The organism is Fictibacillus sp. UD, from assembly GCF_043558025.1.
Taxonomy (GTDB): domain Bacteria; phylum Bacillota; class Bacilli; order Bacillales; family Fictibacillaceae; genus Fictibacillus.
Genome location: NZ_JARUHH010000001.1, coordinates 416,895 through 441,637 on the forward strand (window position 1 = coordinate 416,895; position 24,743 = coordinate 441,637).

27 protein-coding genes are annotated in these 24,743 nt (G+C 38.3%); 19 read left to right on the forward strand and 8 right to left on the reverse strand.

What is annotated here, in order from left to right:
- Positions 1-4 precede the first annotated feature (4 nt).
- The 6 genes from rpoD (at position 5) to P8610_RS02125 (ending at position 6,666) form a co-directional block, all read left to right on the forward strand.
- On the forward strand, positions 5-1,135 hold the full coding sequence (gene rpoD, locus P8610_RS02100) for an RNA polymerase sigma factor RpoD (protein WP_289495094.1): 1,131 nt from the start codon (positions 5-7) through the stop codon (positions 1,133-1,135).
- A gap of 250 nt (positions 1,136-1,385) precedes the next feature.
- Positions 1,386-2,525 carry an acyl-CoA dehydrogenase family protein gene (locus tag P8610_RS02105; RefSeq protein WP_289495095.1) on the forward strand — a complete coding sequence of 380 codons (1,140 nt, stop codon included), beginning with the start codon at positions 1,386-1,388 and terminating at the stop codon, positions 2,523-2,525.
- Positions 2,526-2,555: 30 nt separating this feature from the next.
- The gene (locus P8610_RS02110; RefSeq protein ID WP_394602918.1) at positions 2,556-4,169 is read left to right on the forward strand and encodes an AMP-binding protein; all 1,614 of its coding nucleotides are present in this window, start codon (positions 2,556-2,558) and stop codon (positions 4,167-4,169) included.
- A gap of 226 nt (positions 4,170-4,395) precedes the next feature.
- Entirely contained in the window at positions 4,396-4,740 is a 345-nt protein-coding gene (cccA, locus tag P8610_RS02115; RefSeq protein WP_289495097.1) for a cytochrome c550, read from the forward strand.
- A gap of 106 nt (positions 4,741-4,846) precedes the next feature.
- Positions 4,847-5,548 carry a tRNA (adenine(22)-N(1))-methyltransferase gene (locus P8610_RS02120; protein ID WP_394602919.1) on the forward strand — a complete coding sequence of 234 codons (702 nt, stop codon included), beginning with the start codon at positions 4,847-4,849 and terminating at the stop codon, positions 5,546-5,548.
- The gene (locus P8610_RS02125; RefSeq protein WP_394602920.1) at positions 5,545-6,666 is read left to right on the forward strand and encodes a Nif3-like dinuclear metal center hexameric protein; all 1,122 of its coding nucleotides are present in this window, start codon (positions 5,545-5,547) and stop codon (positions 6,664-6,666) included. The genes P8610_RS02120 and P8610_RS02125 overlap by 4 nt, the downstream gene beginning before the upstream one ends.
- Positions 6,667-6,728: 62 nt before the next feature.
- Here P8610_RS02125 and P8610_RS02130 read toward each other — a convergent pair whose 3' ends face one another.
- Positions 6,729-7,673 carry a 4-hydroxy-3-methylbut-2-enyl diphosphate reductase gene (locus tag P8610_RS02130; RefSeq protein WP_394602921.1) on the reverse strand — a complete coding sequence of 315 codons (945 nt, stop codon included), beginning with the start codon at positions 7,671-7,673 and terminating at the stop codon, positions 6,729-6,731.
- 119 nt (positions 7,674-7,792) lie between these two features.
- Entirely contained in the window at positions 7,793-8,437 is a 645-nt protein-coding gene (gene vrrA, locus P8610_RS02135) for a VrrA/YqfQ family protein (protein ID WP_394602922.1), read from the reverse strand.
- Positions 8,438-8,613: 176 nt separating this feature from the next.
- Here vrrA and P8610_RS02140 point away from each other — a divergent pair, with 176 nt between their 5' ends.
- Positions 8,614-9,897 carry a DEAD/DEAH box helicase gene (locus P8610_RS02140; RefSeq protein WP_289495102.1) on the forward strand — a complete coding sequence of 428 codons (1,284 nt, stop codon included), beginning with the start codon at positions 8,614-8,616 and terminating at the stop codon, positions 9,895-9,897.
- A gap of 23 nt (positions 9,898-9,920) precedes the next feature.
- The gene (locus P8610_RS02145; RefSeq protein ID WP_394602923.1) at positions 9,921-10,814 is read left to right on the forward strand and encodes a deoxyribonuclease IV; all 894 of its coding nucleotides are present in this window, start codon (positions 9,921-9,923) and stop codon (positions 10,812-10,814) included.
- Between the two features lie 69 nt (positions 10,815-10,883).
- On the opposite strand, the gene P8610_RS02150 is transcribed toward P8610_RS02145, so the two are convergent.
- The 3 genes from P8610_RS02150 to P8610_RS02160 all read right to left on the reverse strand — a co-directional run bounded on the left by P8610_RS02150 (position 10,884) and on the right by P8610_RS02160 (position 12,823).
- The gene (locus tag P8610_RS02150) at positions 10,884-11,144 is read right to left on the reverse strand and encodes a DUF2624 family protein (protein ID WP_289495104.1); all 261 of its coding nucleotides are present in this window, start codon (positions 11,142-11,144) and stop codon (positions 10,884-10,886) included.
- Between the two features lie 112 nt (positions 11,145-11,256).
- Complete coding sequence (locus tag P8610_RS02155; protein WP_394602924.1) at positions 11,257-11,451, reverse strand: hypothetical protein; 195 nt, start codon at positions 11,449-11,451, stop codon at positions 11,257-11,259.
- A 112-nt stretch (positions 11,452-11,563) separates the two neighbouring features.
- Positions 11,564-12,823 carry an NCS2 family permease gene (locus tag P8610_RS02160; protein ID WP_394602925.1) on the reverse strand — a complete coding sequence of 420 codons (1,260 nt, stop codon included), beginning with the start codon at positions 12,821-12,823 and terminating at the stop codon, positions 11,564-11,566.
- Positions 12,824-13,113: 290 nt separating this feature from the next.
- Between P8610_RS02160 and P8610_RS02165 the strand changes: the two genes are divergently transcribed.
- From P8610_RS02165 to P8610_RS02205, 9 genes are all read left to right on the forward strand, one after another.
- A complete protein-coding gene (locus P8610_RS02165; RefSeq protein WP_394602926.1) occupies positions 13,114-13,863 on the forward strand; it encodes a metal ABC transporter ATP-binding protein in 750 nt (249 codons plus the stop codon).
- Positions 13,860-14,732 (forward strand): metal ABC transporter permease, encoded by an 873-nt coding sequence (locus P8610_RS02170; RefSeq protein WP_289495108.1) that lies wholly within the window; start codon positions 13,860-13,862, stop codon positions 14,730-14,732. Before P8610_RS02165 ends, P8610_RS02170 begins: the two co-directional genes overlap by 4 nt.
- Positions 14,733-14,745: 13 nt before the next feature.
- The gene (locus tag P8610_RS02175; protein ID WP_394602927.1) at positions 14,746-15,666 is read left to right on the forward strand and encodes a metal ABC transporter solute-binding protein, Zn/Mn family; all 921 of its coding nucleotides are present in this window, start codon (positions 14,746-14,748) and stop codon (positions 15,664-15,666) included.
- A 100-nt stretch (positions 15,667-15,766) separates the two neighbouring features.
- On the forward strand, positions 15,767-16,420 hold the full coding sequence (locus tag P8610_RS02180; protein WP_394602928.1) for an HAD family hydrolase: 654 nt from the start codon (positions 15,767-15,769) through the stop codon (positions 16,418-16,420).
- A 133-nt stretch (positions 16,421-16,553) separates the two neighbouring features.
- Complete coding sequence (locus tag P8610_RS02185) at positions 16,554-17,330, forward strand: metal ABC transporter ATP-binding protein (RefSeq protein ID WP_394602929.1); 777 nt, start codon at positions 16,554-16,556, stop codon at positions 17,328-17,330.
- 12 nt (positions 17,331-17,342) lie between these two features.
- Positions 17,343-18,191, forward strand: coding sequence for a metal ABC transporter permease (locus P8610_RS02190; protein WP_394602930.1), 849 nt, complete (start codon positions 17,343-17,345; stop codon positions 18,189-18,191).
- An 8-nt stretch (positions 18,192-18,199) separates the two neighbouring features.
- A complete protein-coding gene (locus P8610_RS02195) occupies positions 18,200-18,613 on the forward strand; it encodes a Fur family transcriptional regulator (protein ID WP_394603098.1) in 414 nt (137 codons plus the stop codon).
- Positions 18,614-18,683: 70 nt separating this feature from the next.
- Positions 18,684-18,896, forward strand: coding sequence for a DUF1540 domain-containing protein (locus P8610_RS02200; protein ID WP_289495112.1), 213 nt, complete (start codon positions 18,684-18,686; stop codon positions 18,894-18,896).
- 116 nt (positions 18,897-19,012) lie between these two features.
- Positions 19,013-19,390, forward strand: a complete 378-nt coding sequence (locus P8610_RS02205) for a DUF4190 domain-containing protein (protein WP_394602931.1) — start codon at positions 19,013-19,015, stop codon at positions 19,388-19,390.
- A 381-nt stretch (positions 19,391-19,771) separates the two neighbouring features.
- Here P8610_RS02205 and ispG read toward each other — a convergent pair whose 3' ends face one another.
- Together ispG and P8610_RS02215 are read right to left on the reverse strand one after the other, a co-directional pair.
- A complete protein-coding gene (gene ispG / locus P8610_RS02210) occupies positions 19,772-20,884 on the reverse strand; it encodes a flavodoxin-dependent (E)-4-hydroxy-3-methylbut-2-enyl-diphosphate synthase (RefSeq protein WP_394602932.1) in 1,113 nt (370 codons plus the stop codon).
- Positions 20,885-20,977: 93 nt separating this feature from the next.
- Entirely contained in the window at positions 20,978-21,307 is a 330-nt protein-coding gene (locus P8610_RS02215; RefSeq protein ID WP_394602933.1) for a LysM peptidoglycan-binding domain-containing protein, read from the reverse strand.
- A 179-nt stretch (positions 21,308-21,486) separates the two neighbouring features.
- On the opposite strand from P8610_RS02215, the gene P8610_RS02220 reads away from it, so the two are divergent.
- Entirely contained in the window at positions 21,487-22,362 is an 876-nt protein-coding gene (locus P8610_RS02220) for a DUF1002 domain-containing protein (RefSeq protein ID WP_394602934.1), read from the forward strand.
- Between the two features lie 17 nt (positions 22,363-22,379).
- Here P8610_RS02220 and P8610_RS02225 read toward each other — a convergent pair whose 3' ends face one another.
- On the reverse strand, positions 22,380-22,937 hold the full coding sequence (locus tag P8610_RS02225) for a DUF1189 family protein (RefSeq protein ID WP_394602935.1): 558 nt from the start codon (positions 22,935-22,937) through the stop codon (positions 22,380-22,382).
- A gap of 192 nt (positions 22,938-23,129) precedes the next feature.
- On the opposite strand from P8610_RS02225, the gene P8610_RS02230 reads away from it, so the two are divergent.
- Complete coding sequence (locus tag P8610_RS02230; RefSeq protein WP_394603099.1) at positions 23,130-24,734, forward strand: Na/Pi cotransporter family protein; 1,605 nt, start codon at positions 23,130-23,132, stop codon at positions 24,732-24,734.
- Positions 24,735-24,743 lie beyond the last annotated feature (9 nt).

Below are 24,743 nucleotides of genomic sequence, written 5' to 3' on the forward strand. Positions count from 1 at the left end.
TCGAATGGCTGAGAAACCAAACCGTCAAGGGACGGAAGGCGAATTAACCATCGATCAAGTTAAAGAACAATTAGTTGAAGCCGGTAAAAAGCGAGGACGGCTCACATATACAGAAATTACAAGTAAGCTAGCTCCGTTTGAACAAGATTCAGATCAGATGGACGAGTTCTATCATTACTTGGAAGAGCAAGGTGTTGAAGTTGCCGAAGCATCTGATGATTCCGACGATGAAGAAGATCCTAAGTTTGAAATGGAAAAAGAGGAAGAAGAATTCGATCTGAATGATTTAAGTGTGCCACCAGGAGTTAAGATTAACGATCCAGTTCGTATGTATTTAAAAGAAATCGGACGTGTGGACTTGCTTTCAGCAGATGAAGAGATCGAACTCGCTAAGCGTATTGAAAACGGTGATGAAGAAGCAAAACGCCGTCTTGCAGAAGCTAACTTGCGTCTAGTTGTTAGTATTGCGAAACGATACGTTGGCCGGGGTATGCTGTTCCTGGATCTTATTCAAGAAGGAAACATGGGTCTGATTAAAGCTGTTGAAAAATTCGACTATGACAAAGGATTTAAATTCAGTACGTATGCTACGTGGTGGATTCGTCAAGCAATTACACGTGCAATTGCAGACCAAGCCCGTACAATCCGTATTCCTGTTCATATGGTCGAGACGATCAATAAATTAATTCGCGTTCAGCGCCAGCTTCTTCAAGATTTAGGCCGAGAACCATCTCCAGAAGAAATCGGAGCTGAAATGGAACTGACACCTGAAAAGGTCCGTGAAATCCTTAAGATCGCACAAGAGCCGGTTTCATTGGAAACTCCTATTGGTGAAGAGGACGACTCACATCTTGGTGATTTTATTGAAGATCAGGATGCACTTGCACCTTCTGAAGCTGCTGCATACGAACTATTAAAAGAACAACTTGAGGATGTCCTAGATACGTTAACAGATCGAGAAGAAAATGTTCTTCGCTTACGTTTTGGTCTTGATGACGGACGCACTCGCACTCTTGAAGAAGTAGGTAAAGTATTTGGCGTAACACGTGAACGTATTCGTCAAATTGAAGCCAAAGCTCTCCGTAAACTCCGCCATCCAAGCAGAAGTAAACGATTAAAAGATTTCTTAGAATAGAAAGTTTGCCCCATAGCGGGCAAGCTTTTTTTATTTTTATTTTACTGATTATTGCACTTCAATGCAAACTGCCCAAAAATCTATTTCCTGCGGCTTTTTTCTGCCAAATTCTATTTTTTGCTTACTCATTCTGCTGTATATTAAATTTAAAATTCTTTAAATCTTGTAAAAATTCAGCCTTTATATCTATAATAAATATGTAAGCGCATACAATATTGAAGCTAAAATTATTAAAGGGTGGGATGCAACCATGAATTTTACATTAACGGAAGAGCAGTTAATGATTCAAAAGATGATGAGGGAATTTGCAGATGAAGTTGTAGCACCAGGTGCTGAAGCAAGAGATAAAAATAAAGAATTTCCACTAGAAATTTTCCAAAAACTTTCTAAGCTTGGCATGATGGGTCTTCCTTTTCCAGAAGAATATGGAGGGGGCGGCGCTGACACGATTAGTTTTGCGATTGCTGTTGAAGAACTAAGCCGTGCATGCGGATCTACAGGAATTACATATTCTGCACACGTTTCTTTAGGTGGAGCTCCATTAAATTTATTTGGTACTCATGAACAAAAAGAGAAGTATCTAACACCGATCTGTACGGGTGAATCTTTTGGGGCATTCGGATTAACTGAACCGAATGCGGGATCAGATGCTGGAGGTACGGAAACATCTGCGGTACTGAATAACGGAGAATGGGTTATTAATGGAAGTAAATGCTACATTACGAATGCAAGCTATGCAAAGCATTTAGCGTTAACCGCTATTACGAACAGAAATGGCAGTGATAAGGAAATCTCTGCGATTATCGTTCCAACAGATGCTAAAGGTTTCCGAGTTATTGATAATTATGAAAAAATGGGCCTTCATTCTTCTAATACAACTGAACTTTTTATGGAAGATGTAACAGTTCCAGAAGAAAACTTGCTAGGGAAGCGCGGAGATGGCTTTAAACAGTTCCTGGTGACGTTGGATGGCGGAAGAATAGGAATAGGCGCTATGGCAGTTGGAATTGCACAGGCGGCTTATGAGAAGGCTCTTGCGTATGCAAAAGAACGTAAACAGTTTGGAAGGTCGATTTCTAAGTTTCAAGCTATTCAGTTTAAACTTGCAGATATGGCTATGAAGATTGAGCTTGCAAGAATGATGGTATATAAAGCAGCTTGGTTAAAAGACCAGGGTAAAAAGTTCTCTAAAGAAGCTTCAATGGCAAAATTATATGCGTCTGAAGCGTGCATGCAGATTTGTTCTGAATCTGTTCAAATTCATGGTGGTAACGGGTACATGAGAGATTATCATGTAGAACGTTATTTTAGAGATGCAAAGCTTCTAGAAATCGGAGAAGGTACTTCAGAAGTACAACGTATTGTTATCGCTAGAGAGATTGGTTGCTAACGTTCATATTATCAGGTGATGGGGTGAATTATGGCTGAGTTAATGAAAGTAACTATAGGAGATTGTTTGAAGAAACAAGCTTTAAATTTTAAAGATCAAGAAGCTATGGTTTACAGTAAACTTGGAGTTCGCTACACCTATAAGGAATTTTATGAATTAACGACTAAAGTTGCCAAAGGCTTGATGGCAATGGGAATTGAAAAAGGAGATCACATTGCTGTATGGGCTACAAATGTACCAGAATGGCTGCTTCTTCAATTTGGATCAGCCCGAGCAGGGGCTGTTTTAGTAACTGTAAATACGAACTATCAGCTTTCAGAACTCGATTATTTATTAAAACAATCTGACGCAAAGGCACTTTTCTTTATAGAAGAATTCCGTTCCACTTCATATAAGGAAATGGTTGACTCTGTTAAAGGCAGACCGGATGAATTCCCATTGCTAAAACACTTTGTTTTACTGGGGTCAGATTCTTCATCTTATGAAGCGTTCCAAGATATTTTAGAAGCAGGGGATGTGATATCAGATGAAGCCCTTCAGGAAAGAGAGGCTTCTCTTCACTATGATGATGTAATCAATATGCAATACACATCAGGTACGACAGGGTTTCCTAAAGGTGTAATGCTGACACACTACAACATTGTGAATAACGCTAGGCAGATTGCTGATAGCATGAATCTCACAAATGCTGATCGGTTATGCATTCCTGTTCCTTTTTTCCATTGTTTTGGATGTGTTCTTGGAACGCTCGCTGCTGTTTCTGTTGGAGCAACGATGGTACCAATCGTACAGTTTGATCCACAAGAAGTTTTAGAAACGGTAGAAAAGGAAAAATGCACAGGTTTGCATGGAGTTCCGACGATGTTTATTGCAGAACTCAACCTTCCAAACTTTGATTCATATGATTTAAGCACACTGCGTACGGGCATCATGGCAGGATCACCATGTCCGATTGAAGTAATGAAAAACGTGATCGGAAAAATGGGTATGTCTGAAATTACGATTGCATATGGCCAGACAGAGGCATCACCTGTTATCACACAAACGAGAACAGATGACCCGATTGAGAGAAGAGTTGAAACGGTCGGTAAAAAACATGAACAAGTGGAAGCGAAAGTGATAGACCCTGTCACAAATAAAGAAGTTAAAGCAGGGGAGCAGGGCGAACTTTGTACGAGAGGCTATCATGTGATGAAAGGCTATTACAAAATGCCTGAAGCTACAAATGAAGCCATTGATAGCGAAGGGTGGCTTCATACTGGGGATTTGGCAACGGTGGATGGTGAAGGTTATTTTAGGATTACAGGCCGCTTAAAAGATATGATCATACGTGGCGGTGAAAACGTATATCCAAGAGAGGTAGAAGAGTTTATTTATTCTCATCCTTCCATTTTAGATGTTCAAGTCATAGGAGTACCAGATAAAAAGTTTGGTGAAAAAGTAGCAGCGTGTATTCAGCTGAAAGAAGGGCACACTCTTTCTGAAAAAGAATTAAAAGATTTTTGTAAAGGGAAAATCGCTCACTTTAAGATTCCTGAATACTACATCTTTCTCGAACAGTATCCTATGACTGCTTCTGGTAAAGTACAAAAGTTTAAGTTAAGAGAACAAGCAATCGAGGCTTTGTCTGTTACCCATGAATAGCCACCTTGTGTGGCTGTTTTTTTTATATCAAAGAAGCTCAGAGTTGCAGTACGAAGATAAAAATAAGTTTAAATCGTTAATACTGTGACAAAACTGGGAAAAATAGAGTTTGTACTTCCCAAGTAAACGCTTTTACAGTACAATAGGTTATGGATTGTAAACCAATACATATTAAGTTTATCAAGACGACAACAAATGTACCTGTACAGATGAAGGAGGAATTTGCATGAAACGTAATCCACTCATTCCTTTTGCCATTATTGGAGTTATTGGAATTGTTCTTATGCTTACAATGGGCGGATATGGTATTAACAAAATTCATACGGCTAGTCAGGATAAAGAAAAGGCTGCTATGGATCCAGAAGCAATCTATAAGCAGAACTGTTCTTCTTGTCATGGACAAAATTTAGAAGGTAACGTTGGTCCTGCACTTGAAAAGATTGGCGGACAGTATAAGGCAGAAGAAATTGCAGATATCGTTAAAAACGGTAAAGGATCTGGAATGCCAGCAGGGCTAGTAAAAGGTGAAGAAGCGAAAATACTAGTTGATTGGTTAGCAGAAAAAAAATAAAATAAGAAGAGCTTCTTGTTTCTATAACAAGAAGTTTTTTTATTTGCAAAAAATCAAACAAGTTACGAATACTAAAATGAACAAACTAATGAAACGGTGATGAAATATGAATTCTGAAAAATTATCGAAACGGCTTGAAAGAGTCGCATCCTATGTACCACAAAACTCAATTTTAGCGGATATCGGTTCTGATCATGCTTATTTGCCTTGCTTTTTGGGGTTGAAAAAAGTTATAAAAAAAGGAATTGCTGGAGAGATCACAGATGGACCATTCTTATCTGCAAAAGAGCAGGTAACATTAGACGGATTGAACGATATGATCGAAGTGAGAAAAGGTGATGGCCTTTCGGTTCTGGAAACAGGTGAAGCAGAAGTCGTAACCATATGCGGTATGGGAGGTTCTCTTATAACATCTATTCTTGAAAAAGGAAAAGAGAAACTAGGAAATACTGAACGTCTCATTCTTCAGCCTAATATTGGTTCTAGAACCGTTAGGAACTGGCTATTAAAAGAAGATTGGGTGCTATCAGAAGAAGAAATTCTAAAAGAAGACGGAAAAATTTATGAAATTCTTATTGCTGATCGAGCAGGGAACCAGCCGTACACGAGCAACATGGATGCAGAGATTTTATTCGGACCCTTTTTATTGAAAAATCAAAACGAAGCGTTTAAAGAAAAATGGACTGGAGAAGTCAAGCAATGGAAAACAATTTTGAATCAGATGGAAAACAGTCAAGGAACAGCATCAGAAGATAAAAGAAAAGAAATTGAAAAAAATCTAAGACTAGCAGAGGAGTGGATTCTTTGAGTAAAGCGGCAAGCGGGCAATATATTATTTCTCTCTTAGAAAGCTTTGCACCAAAAAAGATGGCAATGGAGGGCGACCCGATTGGATTGCAGGTTGGCACACTAGATAAGCCTGTAAAAAAAGTAATGATTGCTCTAGATGTTTTAGAAAGTGTTGTAGATGAAGCGATTGAAGGTGATGTAGATTTAATCATTGCACATCACCCATTGCTATACCGTTCTTTAAAGAAAATAGACACAAGTACTTCAAAAGGAAGAGTGATCGAAAAGCTAATCAAAAACGATATCACGGTATATGCTGCCCATACAAACCTTGATGTTACCGCTTTAGGTGTGAATGAGTGGCTGGCGAATCAATTGCAGTTAACACAAACCGAAGTGCTTTCAACTACTTATGAAGATCAACTTGTAAAATTATCTGTCTTTGTACCAGCTTCACATGAGGAGCAGGTGAGGGAAGCGATTGGCAATGCAGGGGCAGGCCATATTGGCAACTACAGTCATTGTACGTTCACTTCTAAGGGGCTTGGTACATTTACTCCGCTGGAAGGGACTGCGCCATACATTGGAAAACAAGGTCAATTAGAGCGGACTGAAGAAGTTAAGATTGAGTCAATCCTGCCGGAATCCATTCAAAAAGCTGTGATTGCAGCCATGAAAAAAGCTCATCCATACGAAGAGGTAGCCTTCGATCTTTATCCGCTGTTGAATAAAGGAAACGAGCTCGGAATAGGCAAAATCGGAAAGCTGCCTAAAGAGATGAGTCTTCAAGAATTTGTAGATCATGTAAAAAAGGTCTTTCAGATTTCAAATGTTCGTGTTATTAAGGGGAACAAGTCTTTTATAAAAAAAGTAGCCGTTGTTGGCGGAGATGGAAACAAATATATTTATCCAGCACTTCATAAAGGTGCAGATGTTTTAGTGACAGGTGATATTTATTATCACAATGCACATGATGCACAAGAAGATGGCCTGACAATTATTGATGCAGGACATCATATTGAACAAATTATGAAACGTGAACTAAAAAACGTTTTGGAGAACAAGCTTACGTCCGGTAAATATGAGACTGTTGTTGTAGAATCAAATCTGATAACCGATCCTTTCACGTTTATGTAGAATTCTTTTAGTAGGACGATGAAAAAAAGCAAAGCTGATCTTTTTGTCAGCTTTGCTTTTTCTTATTTTTTTTCTTTTACTTTTGGAAGAATGCGGTTTAATGTAACTTTACGTTCTTTTTTCCACGTTTCCTCATTCGTACCATCATAATTTTTAAGAAAATCAATAACTTCTTTAGTTATTGGTGTAGGAGTAGAAGCACCAGAAGTGATGCCAACCTTTTTAACCCCTTCTAACCATGCTAGATCAATCTCTGATACATCTGAAATTCGATAAGCGGTTGTACCAGCAATTTCTTCTGATACTTGTGCCAAGCGGTTTGAGTTATTGCTTCTAGGGTCACCGACCACAAGAACAAGGTCACAATCTCCAGCTTGGTTCGCAACAGCTTCCTGTCTTACTTGAGTCGCTAAACAGATTTCTTTATGAACCTCTGCAGAAGGGTATTTCATTAGCAAGCGTTTAATAAGTTCTGCTACATCCCATTGGCTCATTGTTGTTTGATTCGTAATAAGAATCTTATCGCTTTGAACATCTAGTGCTTCTAAATCATCAATATTTTCAACTAAGTGAACAATGTGTGGCGCGATGCCGATCGCACCTTCTGGCTCAGGATGGCCCTTTTTTCCGATATAGATAATTTCATAGCCTTCTTTTTCTTTTTCTCGTATAAGATCATGTGTTTTTGTTACATCTGGGCACGTTGCATCTATTTCGTATAGACCCTTTTCGTGAGCGATTCGTCTCACTTCTGGTGAAACTCCATGAGCCGTATAGATTACTGTACCTGAATCAATATTGCGGATGATATCTAAGCGGTTATTTCCGTCGAGCGTAATGATTCCTTCTTCTTCAAAGGCATCTGTTACATGTTTGTTGTGAACAATCATACCAAGAATATAGATAGGTCTTGGCAGAGTGGGATCGTTCGCAGCTTGCCGAGCCATAACCATTGCATCAACCACGCCGTAACAATACCCTCTCGGAGATATTTTTACTATTTCCATGTTTGGATCTCTCCTTTATTCATATAAAAGACAGCACAGAGATCTATGCTGTCTTGGGAGATTTACTTCTGTATGTCTTTTATTATATAGGAGAGATCATTAGAACTCAAACACTATACTTATACATATAACTTAGGTCCTTGCAATCTAAAGCCTTTTGGCACATTTGTCTTTGGCGCAGATGGTATGGATTTCGTTCCCGGTGAAGCGATCTTGCCTTTGGGCGCTTCGTTGGGCTGTATGGTAGCTTTTGAAGATTTAGGACCTGCTACAGCTATTTTTTCTTCAGAATCTGATTTTTCTTTTTCTCTCTTTTCTTTCTTCTTTGATTCAGTATTTTCTTTTTTCTTTGACTCAGTATTTTCTTTAACTTCATTTTTCTCAACGTTCATTTCCGCTTTTTCGGAGGTATCTGCCTCAGTATCGTTGTCCGCCTTTTTGTTCGATCCGCTCTGAAAATCTTTAAGAGCTGTCATGATGGATGGCAGATTTCTCATTGCAGGACCGTATTGTTTGATCATAGGACCCATGGTTTCAGCAACTTTTAGTACCTTTTGAACATTGTTCAGCATTGTAAAGACACTCGTGCCGCCTGCCACACTGCCACCGCTTCCAATCGTTCCTAAAAATCGATCTACTGACCCCATCTGACGAGGCATGTGGTTCATTCCAGGCATTCCATGCATGTTGTGCATATGAGGATTTACTTGAAACGGCTGCATCGGATGCTGAGGTTGATTCGGATATCTATAAAATGGCTGCATAATTCCCCCTCCTTTCCAAAATAATACGCTCATATACAGAATATGAAATTAGAAAAACATGTGTGATATTTATCCCTGTTTTCTTCCTAATCTTAAGGATGGTTGGCGGAAAAGCAAAACTTACTCTATAATACTAAAAGTGAATGAATTTATATTGAAAAAGAAAAGGTGAGCGTATGAAATCTCCGTTTGAACGGTTAAAAATAAACGAATCGCTCCAAACTGCGTTAAGCAGTATTGGATTTGAAAGACCAACTGATATACAAGAACGTGTTATTCCTGGAATTATTAATGGACAAGACATGATCGGACAGTCACAAACAGGGTCAGGAAAGACATTTGCATTCTTGCTGCCTCTTATGCACAGAATTGATGTAACTAAAGATGAAGTACAAGCTGTTATTACAGCTCCAACTCGTGAATTGGCTCAACAGATCTACAACGAGTTTCTTAAGATCTCTGAACATATGCCAGAAGAGAAACAAATCCGTGCAAAAGCAATCGTTGGCGGAACAGACAGAAAGAGAATGGCAGAAAAATTGAAGACTGTTCCTCAACTTGTAATCGGTACTCCAGGGCGTATTAAAGATCTTGTAAACGCGCAAGAGCTCGTTGTTTTCACAGCTAACATGCTCGTAGTAGACGAAGCGGATCAGATGCTTGATATGGGCTTTATTGAAGATGTGGACTTGATTGCATCTCGTATGGCGAACGAACTTCAGATGATGGTGTTCTCTGCAACTGTACCGGAAAAATTGCAGCCTTTCTTGAAAAAATATATGCAGAACCCTAAGCACGTTCATGTAGAGCCTCAGCATATTACGGCAAAAGACATCAAGCATGTTCTTATTCAAGCAAAGCATAATGATAAGCTTCCCATGTTGATAAAAACAGCGAGAAATTATAATCCTTATTTTGCGATTATTTTTGCTAACACCAAAAAAGCAGTTGATGAAATCGCGGACGCTATGAGTGCAGAAGGAATGAGTGTTGAGCGTTTGCATGGTGACATACCGCCACGAACAAGAAAGAGCATCATGAAACGCGTTCAAAAAGCGGAATTTCAATTCTTAGTTGCTACAGATCTTGCAGCACGCGGAATTGATATTAAAGGTGTCAGCCACATCATTAATTATGAGTTTCCGAAAGATCTTGATTTTTACATTCACAGAGCGGGCAGAACTGGCCGTGCAGGAATGTCAGGAATCTGTGCTTCTCTTTATGAACAGACAGATCAGCATTCTGTTCAAAAACTTAAAGAGAAAAAAATTGTTTTCCACTTAGAACAATATAAGAATGGTGAATGGGTACCTGTAAAACCGAGTAAGAAAAGCACAGGATCTAAAGAGCAAGACGGCGTGTATGTACCTAAACCTCGTAAAGTAAAACCAGGTTATAAGAAGAAAATGGACGAGCAGAAAAAGAAATTAATGAAGAAGAAAAGAAGAAACATCAGATAGTTTGTTAGGGAAGAGGGGAAAATATGATTAAACTAGGATCTCACGTTTCAATGAGCGGTAAAAAAATGCTTCTCGCTGCTAGTGAAGAAGCTGTTTCATATGGTGCCAACACATTTATGATCTATACAGGTGCACCCCAAAACACGAGACGAAAAAAAATCGAAGACCTTAATATTGAAGCCGGAACGAAGCACATGATCGAGAACGGCATCGTTGATATTGTCGTTCATGCTCCGTACATCATCAATATCGGAAATGCAGTTAAACCTGAAACCTTTGAGCTCGGTGTTGACTTTTTAAGAAGAGAGATCGAACGAACAGATGCACTTGGAGCGAAACAGATTGTGCTGCATCCTGGTGCACATGTTGGTGAAGGTTCTGAGGTCGGTATCAAAAAGATTATCGAAGGTCTTAATGAAGTGCTGACAAAAGAGCAAAATGTTCAAATCGCGCTAGAGACAATGGCTGGAAAAGGATCTGAATGCGGAAAAACGTTTGAAGAGCTTGCACAGATAATTGATGGCGTTACTCTGAACGAAAAGCTTTCTGTTTGCTTTGATACGTGTCATACACATGATGCAGGCTATGACATCGTAAACGATTTTGATGGAGTTATGAATCAGTTTGATAAGATAGTCGGCATGGATCGGATAAAAGTATTTCATATTAACGACAGTAAAAATGTTACCGGAGCAGCAAAAGACAGACATGAAAACATTGGCTTCGGACATATTGGATTTGATGCATTAAGCTATATCGTACATCATGATCAATTCAAAGATATCCCTAAAATCCTTGAAACACCTTATGTAGGTACTGATAAAAATAACAAAAAACCACCTTATCAACTTGAGATCGAGATGATTAAAGCAAAGACGTTTGACCCTGAACTTCAGAATAAACTGTTGAACGCATAAGTTTGTGCGACAACAAGAAAAAATGGATCAACCTATAACAAAAAGCCGCAATGTTTGCGGCTTTTTGTATTACCTATCAATATAAGTCTGAATTAAGTATTGGATATAGTTCGCTTTTTCAGGACTGACTTCTTTTGCAATAGTGTCAATGATTCTCTTGCGCTGTCCAAGGTTTTTAATATCGATGGTCTGCCTTCGCAGAATGTTTACGATTTGTACGGCTTCTTTTTGAGATATTGGAAGTTGATATTGCGCGGCTAGTGTGATCAGTTCATTCGGACTGATCGAATTAAGTTTTTGATTTACAAAATGAACAATAATTGGATTCATTAAGCAACCACCTCCCGACTTTCTCATTGTATGAGTCCTAAGAGGAGAAAGTGCTAAAAAAAAGACTCTTTTCTAGGAGTGTGTTACTTTATATATTTCGTTGAAGCTGAATTCAGCTACTTCCAAGAGTAATATTATTTGCGAAAACAGCTTTTAAAAAGGCTGTTTTCACAAACTTTGTTGCTTTTGGAAGTGATTGATTTCCGTTCCAGGTTGCTCGCTTTCCGCGGGGCAGGCGGTGAGCCACATTCGCACGTTTCACTCTTAAGTGTCTCACCCGCCAGCCTGTCCCGCAGGAGTCTCGCACCTTACACTCCAATCAACAATCATAGAAGACAAAATTTGAAAGCAACAATCTTTTAGAAAAGAACGTTTAAAAAAGACTTTGGAAGTTGTCCAAAGTCTTTTTGTTTATATTTTTATACGATTGTATGAAGGATAAAATTCATAAAGAATAAAAAGGCGATAACATACATTGGTGCTGTAACTTGTTTCTTCTGCCCAGACATCCATTTAACAAGTGGATATGCGATAAATCCAAATGCAAGACCATCCACAATGCTGTACGTTAATGGAATCAGCGCGATGATTAGAAAAGATGGAAACATCTCTGTAAAATCAGCAAAAGGGATATGCTGAATCTGCTGTACCATCAAGCCGCCAATAATGATTAAGATTGGAGCAATTGCTCCATCTGGAATATAAGCGATAAAAGGCGCTGCAAAAATAGAACCGATAAACAAAACAGCAACTGTAATACTTGTGATCCCTGTTCTGCCGCCCTCTTGAATACCAGATGCGCTCTCTACCGTTGAGATCGTCGGACTTGTTCCGAAGAGACCAGAAACGATGGATGAAGCAGCATTGGCTTGAAAGGCTTTTGGGAATTTCTTTTGATCAGGCAACAGTCCATATAACAATCCCATGTTTTCAAAAGTGATAATCATGGTCAAGGAAAATGTCGCAATCCAAAAGGAAAGCTCCGTAATGCCTGAAAAATCAAAAGCGAATAGCAATTCTCCAAACGGTTTAAAAGAAAACCCATCAGACATTCCTTTAACTTCTTGTGTATGGCCCATAAAAAAGCCAATAAGAGTGGTTAAAGCAATACCGATTAAAAAGCTTCCCTTCACGTTCTTTAAGAACAGGGCTAGTGTAACAGCCAAACCTACAACTGTAAGGATTGCGTCAGGGTGATCTAAATGCCCTAACTTCACGAAAGTAGCAGAGCTAGCTTCAATGATTCCACCCTTTTGTAGTCCTATGAACGTTAAAAACAACCCGATTCCAACTGTAATACTGTGTTTTAATGATTGAGGAATACTTTTAGAAAGTATATCTTTTAACGGTGTTGAAGCTGCGATTAAAAAGAAAATACCAGACATAACGACCGCTGCAAGAGCTTCTTGCCAGCTTAGGTTCATACCTTGGACGATAGTATACGTGAAAAACGCATTAACACCCATGCCAGGTGTCAGAACGATTGGAGCATTCGCATATAGCCCCATGATTAAACATCCAACAACAGAAGTAAGAATTGTAGCAAGCACTACACCCTCATATGGCATTCCAGCATCTGCTAATATCAGTGGATTAACGACAATAATATAAGCGATAGTGAAGAATGAGGTAATCCCTGCGAGTACTTCTTTTTTTAGTGAAACTTGATTTTGTTCCATTTGTTCCTTCCTTAATACTGTAAAACAACCCTCTCCCACCCAGCAGTTTACTGCCAGAGTTGATTATATAGCAAATGTAGAAATATGGCTAGAAAAAATCATTTACAATCTTGTGTCCACCCTATATAATTTGACTTAAGTAAAAAAGTTGCCCGAAGGAAACATTTTCTTGTGCAAAAATAATCACTATCCTTCTTTTTGTTTCATACATTGTGAAGGAACTATTTTTTTAACTAAAAGTTGCTCTTAGGCAAAAAAAGTTACCGGGTGAAAAAGGAGGTCTTTTTTCAATGGAACGTGCATTAAAGATTGAACACTTATACGTTTCCTATCTAGGGAATCAAGTTGTTAAAGATATCTCTTTTTCAGTGGAAAGAGGAAGTTTAGTCGGCATCATAGGACCAAATGGAGCGGGTAAATCCAGCATGATGAAAGCTGCATTAAACTTAATCGCTAAAGATAAAGGTGATATCCAGGTTTTTGGAGAGCCGCTGAAAAAGTGGAAGAAAAAAATCGCTTATGTTCCGCAGCGGTCAGATATCGATTGGGATTTTCCTATCACTGTATTTGATGTAGTGCTTCTTGGGACTTATCCAAAATTAGGGCTATTCAAGCGTCCATCTAAAAGTGATAGAGAATGGGCTTATGAATGTTTAAAGACAGTAGGTATGGAAGCGTTTGGTAACCGGCAGATCGGAGAGCTTTCAGGAGGACAGCAGCAAAGGGTATTCCTTGCCCGAGCACTTGCACAAAAAGCAGAGTTGTTTTTCCTTGATGAACCGTTTGTTGGTATTGATGTCGCAAGTGAAGAAACAATCATTCATATATTGAGGGATTTGAAAAAAGAAGGAAAAACGATTCTAGTCGTGCATCACGATTTAAGCAAAGCGGAGTCCTACTTTGACCACTTGCTACTGCTGAACAAAAACATGATTCATTACGGAGCATCTGAAGAAGTTCTTCAGCCAGAGGTGATCACAAAAGCTTATGCTAATCAGTTTTCATTTCTGCAGCCTAAAGGGGTGAATGTGACAACATGAGTATTTTTGAATTTTTTCAAGCGCTGCTGCAATATGAGTTTTTACAGAAAGCACTCTTTACTTCAGTTGTAGTAGGGATAATATGCGGAATCGTAGGATGCTTCATCATTTTAAGAGGCATGGCTCTAATGGGTGATGCGATTTCTCACGCAGTATTACCAGGAGTCGCAATCAGCTATATGCTAGGCATTAACTTTTTCTTTGGAGCAGTTATTACAGGTGTGCTGACAGCAATTGGGATCGGATATGTAAGCCAAAACAGCAGAATTAAACATGATATGGCGATTGGGATCATGTTCACAAGCATGTTTGCTGTGGGTATTGTAATCATCACGATGATGAAAAGTTCTGCAGATTTATATCATATTCTCTTTGGTAATGTTCTTGCTGTAAGGATGAGTGACATGTGGATCACGCTTGGAATCGGCTTATTAGTGATCGGGCTAGTTGTTCTGTTTTATAAAGAACTGCTCGTTTCAACCTTCGATCCAACAATGGCTCAAAGCTACGGACTGCCGAATAAATGGATACACTATGCGCTGATGGCTGTACTAACAATGGTTACGGTTGCATCTCTGCAGACCGTTGGAATCGTTCTTGTCGTTGCCATGCTAATTACTCCTGCAGCGACGGCATATCTTTTAACAAACCGATTGTCGGTGATGATTTATTTATCTGCATTAATTGGAGTTGTTTCGTCAGTATTCGGTTTATATTTCAGCTTTACTTACAACCTGGCATCAGGTGCCACGATTGTTTTAGTATCAGCCTTTCTTTTTGCCCTTGCGTTCTTCTTCTCGCCATCTCAAGGGTTAATATGGAAGGCGCACAAATCAAGAAAAAACAGACTAGAGCTGATGGAAAAGTAGGGAGGATGGTTACATGTTCAAAAGAATAGCAAGTCTCATTTTAGCTGGTTCATTAGTAATGGCTGCAGCAGGTTGCAGCTCGGGCAAGGATGATTCAGAAAAGGTGGAAGTCGTAGCGACTTACTCTATCATTTATGACTTAGTTAAAAATGTTGGTGGAGACAAAGTCGACGTTCATAGCTTGGCGCCGATCGGTTCGAATCCACATGAATATGATCCGTTACCAGAAGATGTTTTAAAAACAACTGACGCAGATGTTATCTTTTATAACGGATTAAACCTAGAAGAGGGAAATTCGTGGTTTAATAAATTATTAAAAACCTCTAATAAAGATGGGGAAGATGCGCCTGTGTACCGTGTAAGTGAAGGCGTTAAAGCCATTCACTTAGAATCTAAAGGACTTGAAAAACAATATGATCCGCATGCATGGCTTAATATTGAGAACGGCATAATCTATGTGGAAAACATTCGAGATGCTCTTATGAAAGAGGATCCTGAAAACAAAGAGTACTATAAAAGCAATGCTGAAAAATACATTGGTGAATTAAAAGCTCTGCATGACAAGACCGTTTCAGAGTTAAATAAGATTCCGAAAGAAAAACGAGTACTTGTTACAAGTGAAGGGGCATTTAAGTACTTTGGAGAAGCCTACAATGTGGATACGGCATATGTTTGGGAGATCAACTCAGAAAACCAAGGTTCTCCACAACAGATCAAAAGTTTAGTCGATTTGCTTAAAGAAAGAAACGTTCCTTCGTTGTTTGTAGAAACAAGCGTCGACGCTAGAAGTATGGAAACTGTATCAAAAGAAACAGGTATTCCTATTACAGGAAAAGTGTTTACTGACTCATTAGGGAAACCTGGTGAAGATGGAGACACGTACAAAAAAATGATGGAATGGAACACGAAAACCGTTATTGAAGGATTAAAATAAGAATATAAAGGAAGCTGAGGAATCTTCAGCTTCTTTTTTGTTTTTAATGAATTTGTTTTATAATAGTAAGATGTAAGTTCGAGGTTAAGGTGGTTATTGTATGAAAATTAAAGCCGTTTGTTTTGATATGGATGGCGTGGTTGTAGACACGATGCGTTACCATGTTGAAGCATGGCGTCATGCATTTAATATAAAAGGCTATGAGCATGATGAGCATGTTTTTTATTTGAGAGAAGGAATGCCAGGTAAGAAGACGATTAAAGATGTATTTGAAGTTTCTAATGTAGATGCTTCTGAGGAAATCATAGAAGATATATATGTACAAAAGAGAAACTACTTTAAAAAGAATGCCCAATACGATTTTATAGAAGAAACAGTTTCGACGCTTAAAAGCCTGCAAAATCTTCATATTCCGATCGCTTTAGTAACAGGAAGCAGAAAAGAATTCGTCAATGAAGTCTTAGGGAAACTTCCATTCACTTTTCATACGATCATTACCGGTGATGATGTGAAAGAAGGAAAGCCTGCGCCTGAACCCTATTTATTAGCCATGGATCAGCATCCTTTCGACCCGTCTGAGTGGCTGGTCATCGAAAACGCACCACTTGGGATTCAATCTGCGAAAAGTGCAGGCGCTTATTGTTTAGCCGTAGAAACAACACTTGATCAGAAGTATTTAAAAGAGGCCGATCAAATTGTTAAATGTAAAGATTTAGAACAAACGGTTGAGAGCCTATTAAAAGGGGCTAAGTAAGATTCGAACTTCATCCATTTCACAGCATGTCACTTAGGCATGTTGTTTTACTTTGTTCATATTTCGTGTATACTATGAGACAGTCTAAATCGTACTCATTACTACTTATTATTCATTTTCACGGAGGTTAGTCATGGAGAACAATTCAAATTCTATAGCCATTCGTGTAGATGATTTATCGTTCCATTATGGTGATAAAAATGTACTTCAACATGTAACAATGGAAATCAAAAAAGGATCTTTTTTAGGGCTTGTTGGTCCGAATGGTTCAGGTAAATCTACACTGATTAAATGTATCTTAGGTCTCCAAAAGCCACAGCAAGGGCAAGTTTATCTATTTGGAGAAAAAGTAAATAAATTTAATGATTGGGAAAAGATCGGCTATGTTTCCCAAAAAGCGAACAGTTTTAACACTGCTTTTCCTGCAACGGCATTTGAAGTCGTATCTATGGGGCTTTTCGGTAAGGTTGGTTTGTTCCGTTTTTTAAAGGCAGCGGATAAAAAGAAAGTATGGGATGCTTTAAAATCAGTGAATATGGATAATTTTGCGCATCAAAATATAGGTGAACTCTCTGGTGGTCAGCAGCAGCGAATTTTTATCGCGCGGGCGTTAGTAAGTGATCCTGAGCTTTTGATCTTGGATGAACCGACTGTTGGTGTTGATACGGAGTCATCAGAATCTTTTTATAAGATGTTAAAAGATCTGCATCATGATAACAACATGACGCTTGTATTGGTTACACATGATGTAGGGGTTATGACGAATTATGTAACAGATGTAGCCTGCTTGAACAAACAGGTTCACTTTCATGGAAACACAAAAGAATTTGAGGAGAGTTCTTCTGAAAACATGTCTGCTTTTTATGGACATCATGTTCATGTTCTCCACCATGACCATGAACAGAAGTAAGGGGATGAATGAATGTTACCGTTTTTAAAATACGAATTTTTACAAAACGCCTTCTTAACAGGGATAATGGTCGGACTGCTTGCTCCAGTGTTAGGAGTCTTTATCGTTGTGAGGAGGCAAGCTTTAATTGCAGATGCACTTTCTCACATTACTTTAGCGGGAATTGCAGCTAACTTGTTGTTAGGAAAGTGGTCTTCATTCTTTGCTGCAGCTAATCCCATATATCTAGGAATGGCTTTTTCGGTAGGTGGAGCCATTTTTATAGAACAGCTTAGAAAAGTATACAAACATTACGAAGAACTAGCTATACCAATTATTATGTCAGCAGGAATAGGCCTAAGTGTTATTTTTATTTCAATGGCAGATGGATTCAATACTGATCTGTTCAATTACTTATTTGGAAGTATTATCGCAGTTAAGAAGTCGGATGTATGGACTGTTTTTGCTATTCTTATTGTTGTCCTTCTATTTGTATTCTTTATGTACAAAGAATTGTTCGTCCTATCCTTTGATGAAGAACAAGGAAAACTATCTGGAATACGAAGCAGCTGGATCTTAATTGCTTTTATGGCCATTACCGCTTTAGTTATTGCAGCATCGATGAAAATAGTCGGTATTCTTTTGGTTTCTGCGCTTATGACGCTGCCGGTGGCGGCAAGTATCCGAATCGCAAAAGGATTCAAACAGGCAATCTGGCTTTCCGTTCTTTTCGGAGAGGCTGCCGTAATTTCTGGCATGTTTCTTTCCTACTATCTCGATCTTGCTTCAGGAGGAACCATTGTTTTATGCCTTGTTGTCATTTTATGTCTAAGTATTCTTTATAAAAAATTTACAGGTTCCAGAAAGGTGGGTCACTTGTGAAATTTGCCATAACGATAGATAAAGCAATGGAGATTCTGAAAGAGAATGGCTATAAGTATACAGAAAAGAGAAAAGATCTTATTTCTTTATTCGCAGAGGAAAAAAGGTATCTTTCTGCAAAAGATGTACAAGAAGCGCTAAAAGAAAAATATCCTGGTCTTAGTTTTGATACGATTTATCGAAATCTAACGACCTTCGTTGACCTAGAATTGCTTGAAGATACCGAATGGGAAGGCGAAAAAAAGTTTCGGTTTACGTGTGCACACAATGAACATCATCACCATTTAATCTGTCTCACCTGTGGCAGCACGAAATCGATTCACACTTGCCCGATGGAAGTTCTGAACAGTGAACTAAACGGGTTTGACGTGACAGGTCATAAATTTGAGATCTACGGCTATTGTACGGACTGCAGAGATTAAATTTTTTTGTGTGTAAACAAGTATGTTCCTCCTTTTATTTAGCCAAGCTAAAGAGAAAGGAGGTTTTTTTATGCCTGAAGTAAAATGTAATGTATCGAATTGTACCTATTGGGGTGAAGGCAATAACTGTGCAGCAGATGCCATTCTTGTTGAAATCGATAAGCATGCGAATATGTCTGTTGATATGAGCGCTGATGGTAACCTCCATGGAGATGCCGCTCATAAAGATGCTGCCTATGATCCAGCTGAAACGTGTTGTCATACATTTAAACCAAAGCACTAAACGAGGGGGCCATTTATGTGGCCTCTTTTCTTATGCCCATAACTTAACATCTATGAAATATCTCTTTTAAAGCCATAATAAGAACGCTCCTTAAGACTAAAAGAGGGGGAATCATCATGGCATACGAAAGAGATGAACGTAATATAAACGAAGCTGGATTTCGTGAAGAGATGGCGGCTGAAGCTGTACCCGTTCCTGTAAGAAGTGATATGACATTACCTGAAAACGAGCGTCCTCGTTATGCAGATAGAGAAAAAGATCACCGACATGAACACGAAGTAAACCGTGAAAGAGCAGGAGGAAAAGCGGCTGGAGTCATCGCGATTATTCTTTCTGTCTTATCACTGTTCATACTACCCGTGTTATTTGGAGCAGCAGGTATTATCGTTGGTTTTATTGCCAGAAGACAAGGTGCACATTCGCTTGGAAATTGGGCGATCGGAATTGGTATCGTATCGATAATCATTTCGTTATTTTTCGCACCGTTCTTTTAAAGGAAGAAGGAGCAAAGGAGAAGCTGAGGCTTCTCCTTTTTTATATAAAGCTGAAGTTTCCTGGGATAATATGGTTAACGTGAAATTATTACGATTAACGTGAAATTATAGAGATTAATGTGAAATAAATTCAAATAACGTGAAATTATATAAAATAACGTGAAATTAAATAGCAATGAGCTTTTTTGTATAAATGGGATGAACATGTATAGAAATTGTTTGTTCCACGTGAACACTCCCCATGTAAAAGTGATCAGCTAAAAGTTTTTTTTTCAATTATTGCCAGACCACCGCTCATGCTTGCTGAATTTCCGCAGAAAATATGGAATGACAGCCAATCCTTTAATTAAAAAAAGCTCCCAAAACGGGAGCTTACGTACTTTATATTTGTTGTGCAGCTGCTTCAGCTTTTAACTTTTCTTCATGAGCTTTTGCTAAGATATCTACTTCTTTCTTCAGTTCATCTAACAATTGATCTTCAGGAATCTTTCGTACAATTTCTCCATGTCGGAATAATAATCCTTCTCCACGAGCCCCGGCTATACCGATATCTGCTTCGCGAGCCTCACCAGGTCCGTTTACAGCACAGCCTAGAACAGCTACTTTAATAGGAGCACGTACATTAGAGATATATTCTTCTACTTCATTCGCTATTGAAATTAAGTCAATTTCAATTCGTCCGCAAGTTGGACAGGAGATCAAGGTAGCTGCGTCAGATAAAAGTCCGAATGATTTCAAGAGCTCACGAGCCACTTTCACTTCTTCAACCGGGTCGGCACTTAACGAAATACGTAAAGTATTACCGATGCCTTTGTGAAGAATTGCTCCAAGACCAGCGGCACTCTTAACAGTACCAGCAAAAAGTGTACCTGATTCTGTAATACCAAGGTGCAATGGATAGTCAAATGCTTTTGAAGCTTTTTCATAAGCTTCTATCGCTAAATTAACATCAGAGGCTTTCATTGAAACGATAATATCATGAAAATCAAGATCCTCTAGAATTTGAATATGGTGAAGTGCGCTTTCCACCATACCATCTGCAGTAGGATATCCGTATTTTTCAAGATATTTCTTTTCAAGAGAACCAGCGTTAACACCTATTCGAATTGGAATCCCTTTAGCTTTAGCTGCTTTTACTACGGCTTCTACCTTTTCGCGGCGCCCGATGTTACCTGGATTGATTCTGATCTTGTCAGCTCCGCCTTCGATCGCTTTAAGAGCAAGTTTATAATCAAAATGAATGTCCACTACAAGCGGAATATTAATTCTTTTCTTTATATCTGCTATTGCTTCAGCAGCGCGCATGTCTGGACATGCTACACGTACGACCTGACAGCCTGCTTCTTCTAGACGCTTTATTTCAGCTACAGTGGCTTCTACATCATGTGTCTTCGTTGTTGTCATACTCTGAACAATAACCTGGTCTGTACCACCTATTGTCAATGGTCCTACTTTTACAGGTCTTGTTTTAGAACGGTGGGTGATTTCACTCATTTGGTGAATCGCTCCTTTTTTCAAATTGACAGTATTAGTCTGTCCTATCATCAGTTCATTTTAGCAGGGATTATTTTGTTTTGACAAGTAATGTTATCTATCCACTTTATTATATAGCGGAAATTTATATGATTTTCCTAATTGAATATTTTCTGGATTCACTCCAGGATTCAATGATTCAAAATCTTTTATCATGGTAACGATGGAATAATTTCCATTCGTATTTAGCTTCTCAACAACTGAGATTAAGGTTTCACCTGGCTTAACCTCATATGTTTCGTAAGATTTGTTTTGCTTTTTTTCTGTTTTTATTTCCGCATTAGCATTTGCAGGTGTAGATTGAGGGAGTGTACCAATTTTTAAATCATAAGCGACCACATATAAAATAAGCATAATCGCACAGGCTCTCAGGAAACGTTTCATGAATTCCCTCTCCTTTCGCATAATTTCACATATAAGACTATATGCTTGTCCATCTTTAATATGACAAGTTTAAAGTGACTTCTGGATAACCATTGGTGTAAAATGGAAAGGCAGGAAGGACAGAAAAAAATACATTTCTGCGTATCTTTTTAGATGTACCGATTGGAGAGGTGAAATTTATGAAAAAAGCAAAAGTGCTCGCCCTGCTATCTATAATGGCTGCAGCATTATTTATTGCCCCTTTAAAAATGTTTGCAGACGCAGCACCTGGGGATGTCATCGTTACACTTGGACAAAACTTAACTGAAGAACAAAAGAACAGTTTATTAAAAGAGATGGATGTATCTGCTGATGTAGAGACAGTACAAGTTACAAATGAAGAAGAACACCAATATCTAGGTGAATATATATCAAAAGCTCAAATTGGATCAAAAGCGATCTCGTCATCTAAGATTACAATTGGTGAAAAAGATCAAGGTTTATCTGTTGAAACCAACAATATTAATTGGGTAACAGAAGAAATGTATATGAATGCATTAACGACTGCTGGTGTTACAGATGCAGAGATTTATGTTACAGCACCTTTCGAAGTGTCTGGTACAGCAGCGTTAACGGGTATTCTAAAGGCATACGAAACAACAGCTCAGATTGAGATTCCAGAAGCACAAAAACAAGTAGCTAATGAAGAAATGGTTAAAACAGCTAAATTAGGAGAAAGAATCGGTACAAAAGAAGCAACAGAATTAATGACTCGTGTTAAAGAGGAAATCGCAAAGAATCCGGTACAGTCAGAAGAAGATTTGAGGGCGTTAATCGAAAAAGTTGCAAAAGATATGGGAATCGAACTGACTCAAGATGAATTGAACGGGCTTATTGCACTATTTAATAAGATGAAAGATCTAAATATTGATTGGGATCAAGTTCAGAGCGATCTTAAGAACATTAGTGAAAACCTTGGAGACTTCTTAAACAAGGAAGAGACACAATCTTTTATTCAGAAAATAATCGACTTTCTTATCGCACTGATAGAGGCGATTAAATCACTCTTTAAATAGACAGAAAAAAAAGCGGCTTATATGCCGCTTTTTTTATTTTTTTTCGAAGGTGTCTTAGTAATAGCTAGGATGCAAATAATAAATGATAATAGCCAAAACCAAATAAAAGAGTGAGGAACATGAATATTTAAAGTAAAAAGAATTGTGATCAAGACAGAAGGAAGGGTAATTGAATAACAAGATATGACCCATAGATGTCTATACGCAAGTCTTCTCCCCAAAATTTTTGCTGCAGGAATTGCAATACCAGCTAATATGGAAACACCTGAAAATAGTATGCCTGAGAACAGGACATACATCACCGCATAGATTACGGCTACAATGATAGGGAATATTCCATCTAGTGAGGAAGCAAAATTTTGCATTTGATCTGGATTTAAGCCAAAGCTTTCAAAATTGGACAAGGATTTATTATCTGACAAAAGACTTAATAAGAAAATGATTAATACAGGCACAATACATAATAAGGTTAGGGATAAAACATAAAGAATAGTACTCCCTACACCTAATAATCTAAATTGAGCAATCGACTTTATTGAAAATAAACTTTTAACAAAACGAATATGTAATTTCATTGAAAAATACTCCTTCATTTACTGACCATAAATAGTTTACATGAACCCAGACCTTTCGACAATAAGATTCAATTGTAAAGGAAATGTTACAAATTCCCCTTTTTTATTTACACAAACTATACAAATAGAGATAATGGCAAAGGTTGATAAATGATAGTTAATAAGGAGCTGTAAACATTGAATTATCAAGAAATGTTATTTCAATTCATCGGAGGACTGGGGATCTTCTTATTTGGGATTAAGTACATGGGAGATGGACTTCAAAATTCAGCAGGAGACCGATTACGAGAAATACTTGATAAATTAACAACAAATCCTTTTATGGGAGTTTTAGCAGGGATATTTGTAACAGTATTAATTCAAAGTAGCTCAGGTACGACTGTGTTAACAGTTGGACTTGTTAATGCTGGATTCTTAACCTTAAGACAAGCGATCGGTGTTATCATGGGGGCAAACATTGGTACAACGGTTACGTCCTTTATCATCGGTATCGATGTAGGTGAGTATGCATTGCCGATCATAGCAGTTGGATCCATCTTAATCTTTTTCTTTAAAAATCCGAAGTATAACTATTTTGGACAGATTACGTTTGGTTTTGGTGCGTTATTCTTAGGTCTAGAACTAATGGGTGACGGAATGAAACCATTACGTAGCCTTCAAGCGTTTCAAGATCTGACGGTTTCCATGAGTGACAACCCAATCCTTGGAGTTGTAATTGGAACTTTATTTACTGTTATTGTTCAGTCTTCAAGTGCAACGATTGGGATACTGCAAGAACTTTATTCTCAAAATATGATTGATCTTAAAGCCGCACTGCCTGTATTGTTTGGTGATAATATTGGTACTACTATTACGGCAATCTTAGCAGCTATCGGTACTACAGTTGCAGCAAGACGCGCTGCGCTTACTCATGTAATCTTTAACTTGCTTGGAACAGTTATCTTTTTGATCGTTCTTGTTCCGTTCAGACACTATATTGAATTCTTGTCAGCAAAGCTTGACTTAGAACCAGCCATGCAAATTGCATTTGCTCATGGTACGTTTAATGTGACGAACGTTCTGATACAGTTCTGGTTCATTGGGTTATTAGCCTTTATTGTTACCAAACTAATTAAAGGTGAAGATGTATTGATTGAGTACAAGGCGAAACATCTTGACGAAATCGTATTAGAGACATCACCTTCACTAGCAATCAGACAAGCTAAGCAAGAAATTATTCGTATGGCCAATTATTCTCAAGCGGGATTAAAAGAAGCCATCGCTTATTTAAATGAAAAAGATAAAAAGAATTCTGATCTTGCTCTTCAATATGAAGAAGCAATCAATAATTTAGATCGCCAGATAACATCTTATCTTGTAAAACTGTCTGCACATCCGTTAACACCTCAAGAATCAAATGAACACTCAATGCTGCTAGACACCTCTCGTGACATTGAACGTATTGGGGACCATATGGAGAATATTATTGAACTTGTTGATTATCAACTGCGTAATAATGTTCGTTTGACAGACACGGCTAAAAAAGACTTAGATGAAATGTTTACTCTTACCGTTTCAACAGTCGACAAGGCCGTTAAAGCATTAGAAGAAGGAAACATTGAACTGGCTAAAGAAGTGCTTGGATTAGAAGATAAAATCGATAAAATGGAGCGTACACTTCGCAAACAGCACATTATGCGTATGAACGAAGGACTTTGTGACGGAAATGCAGGTATTGTTTTTGTTGATATCGTAAGTAACCTAGAAAGAATAGGTGACCACGCTGTTAACATTGCAGAAGCTGTGCTAGAGAAGTAAAATGAAGCC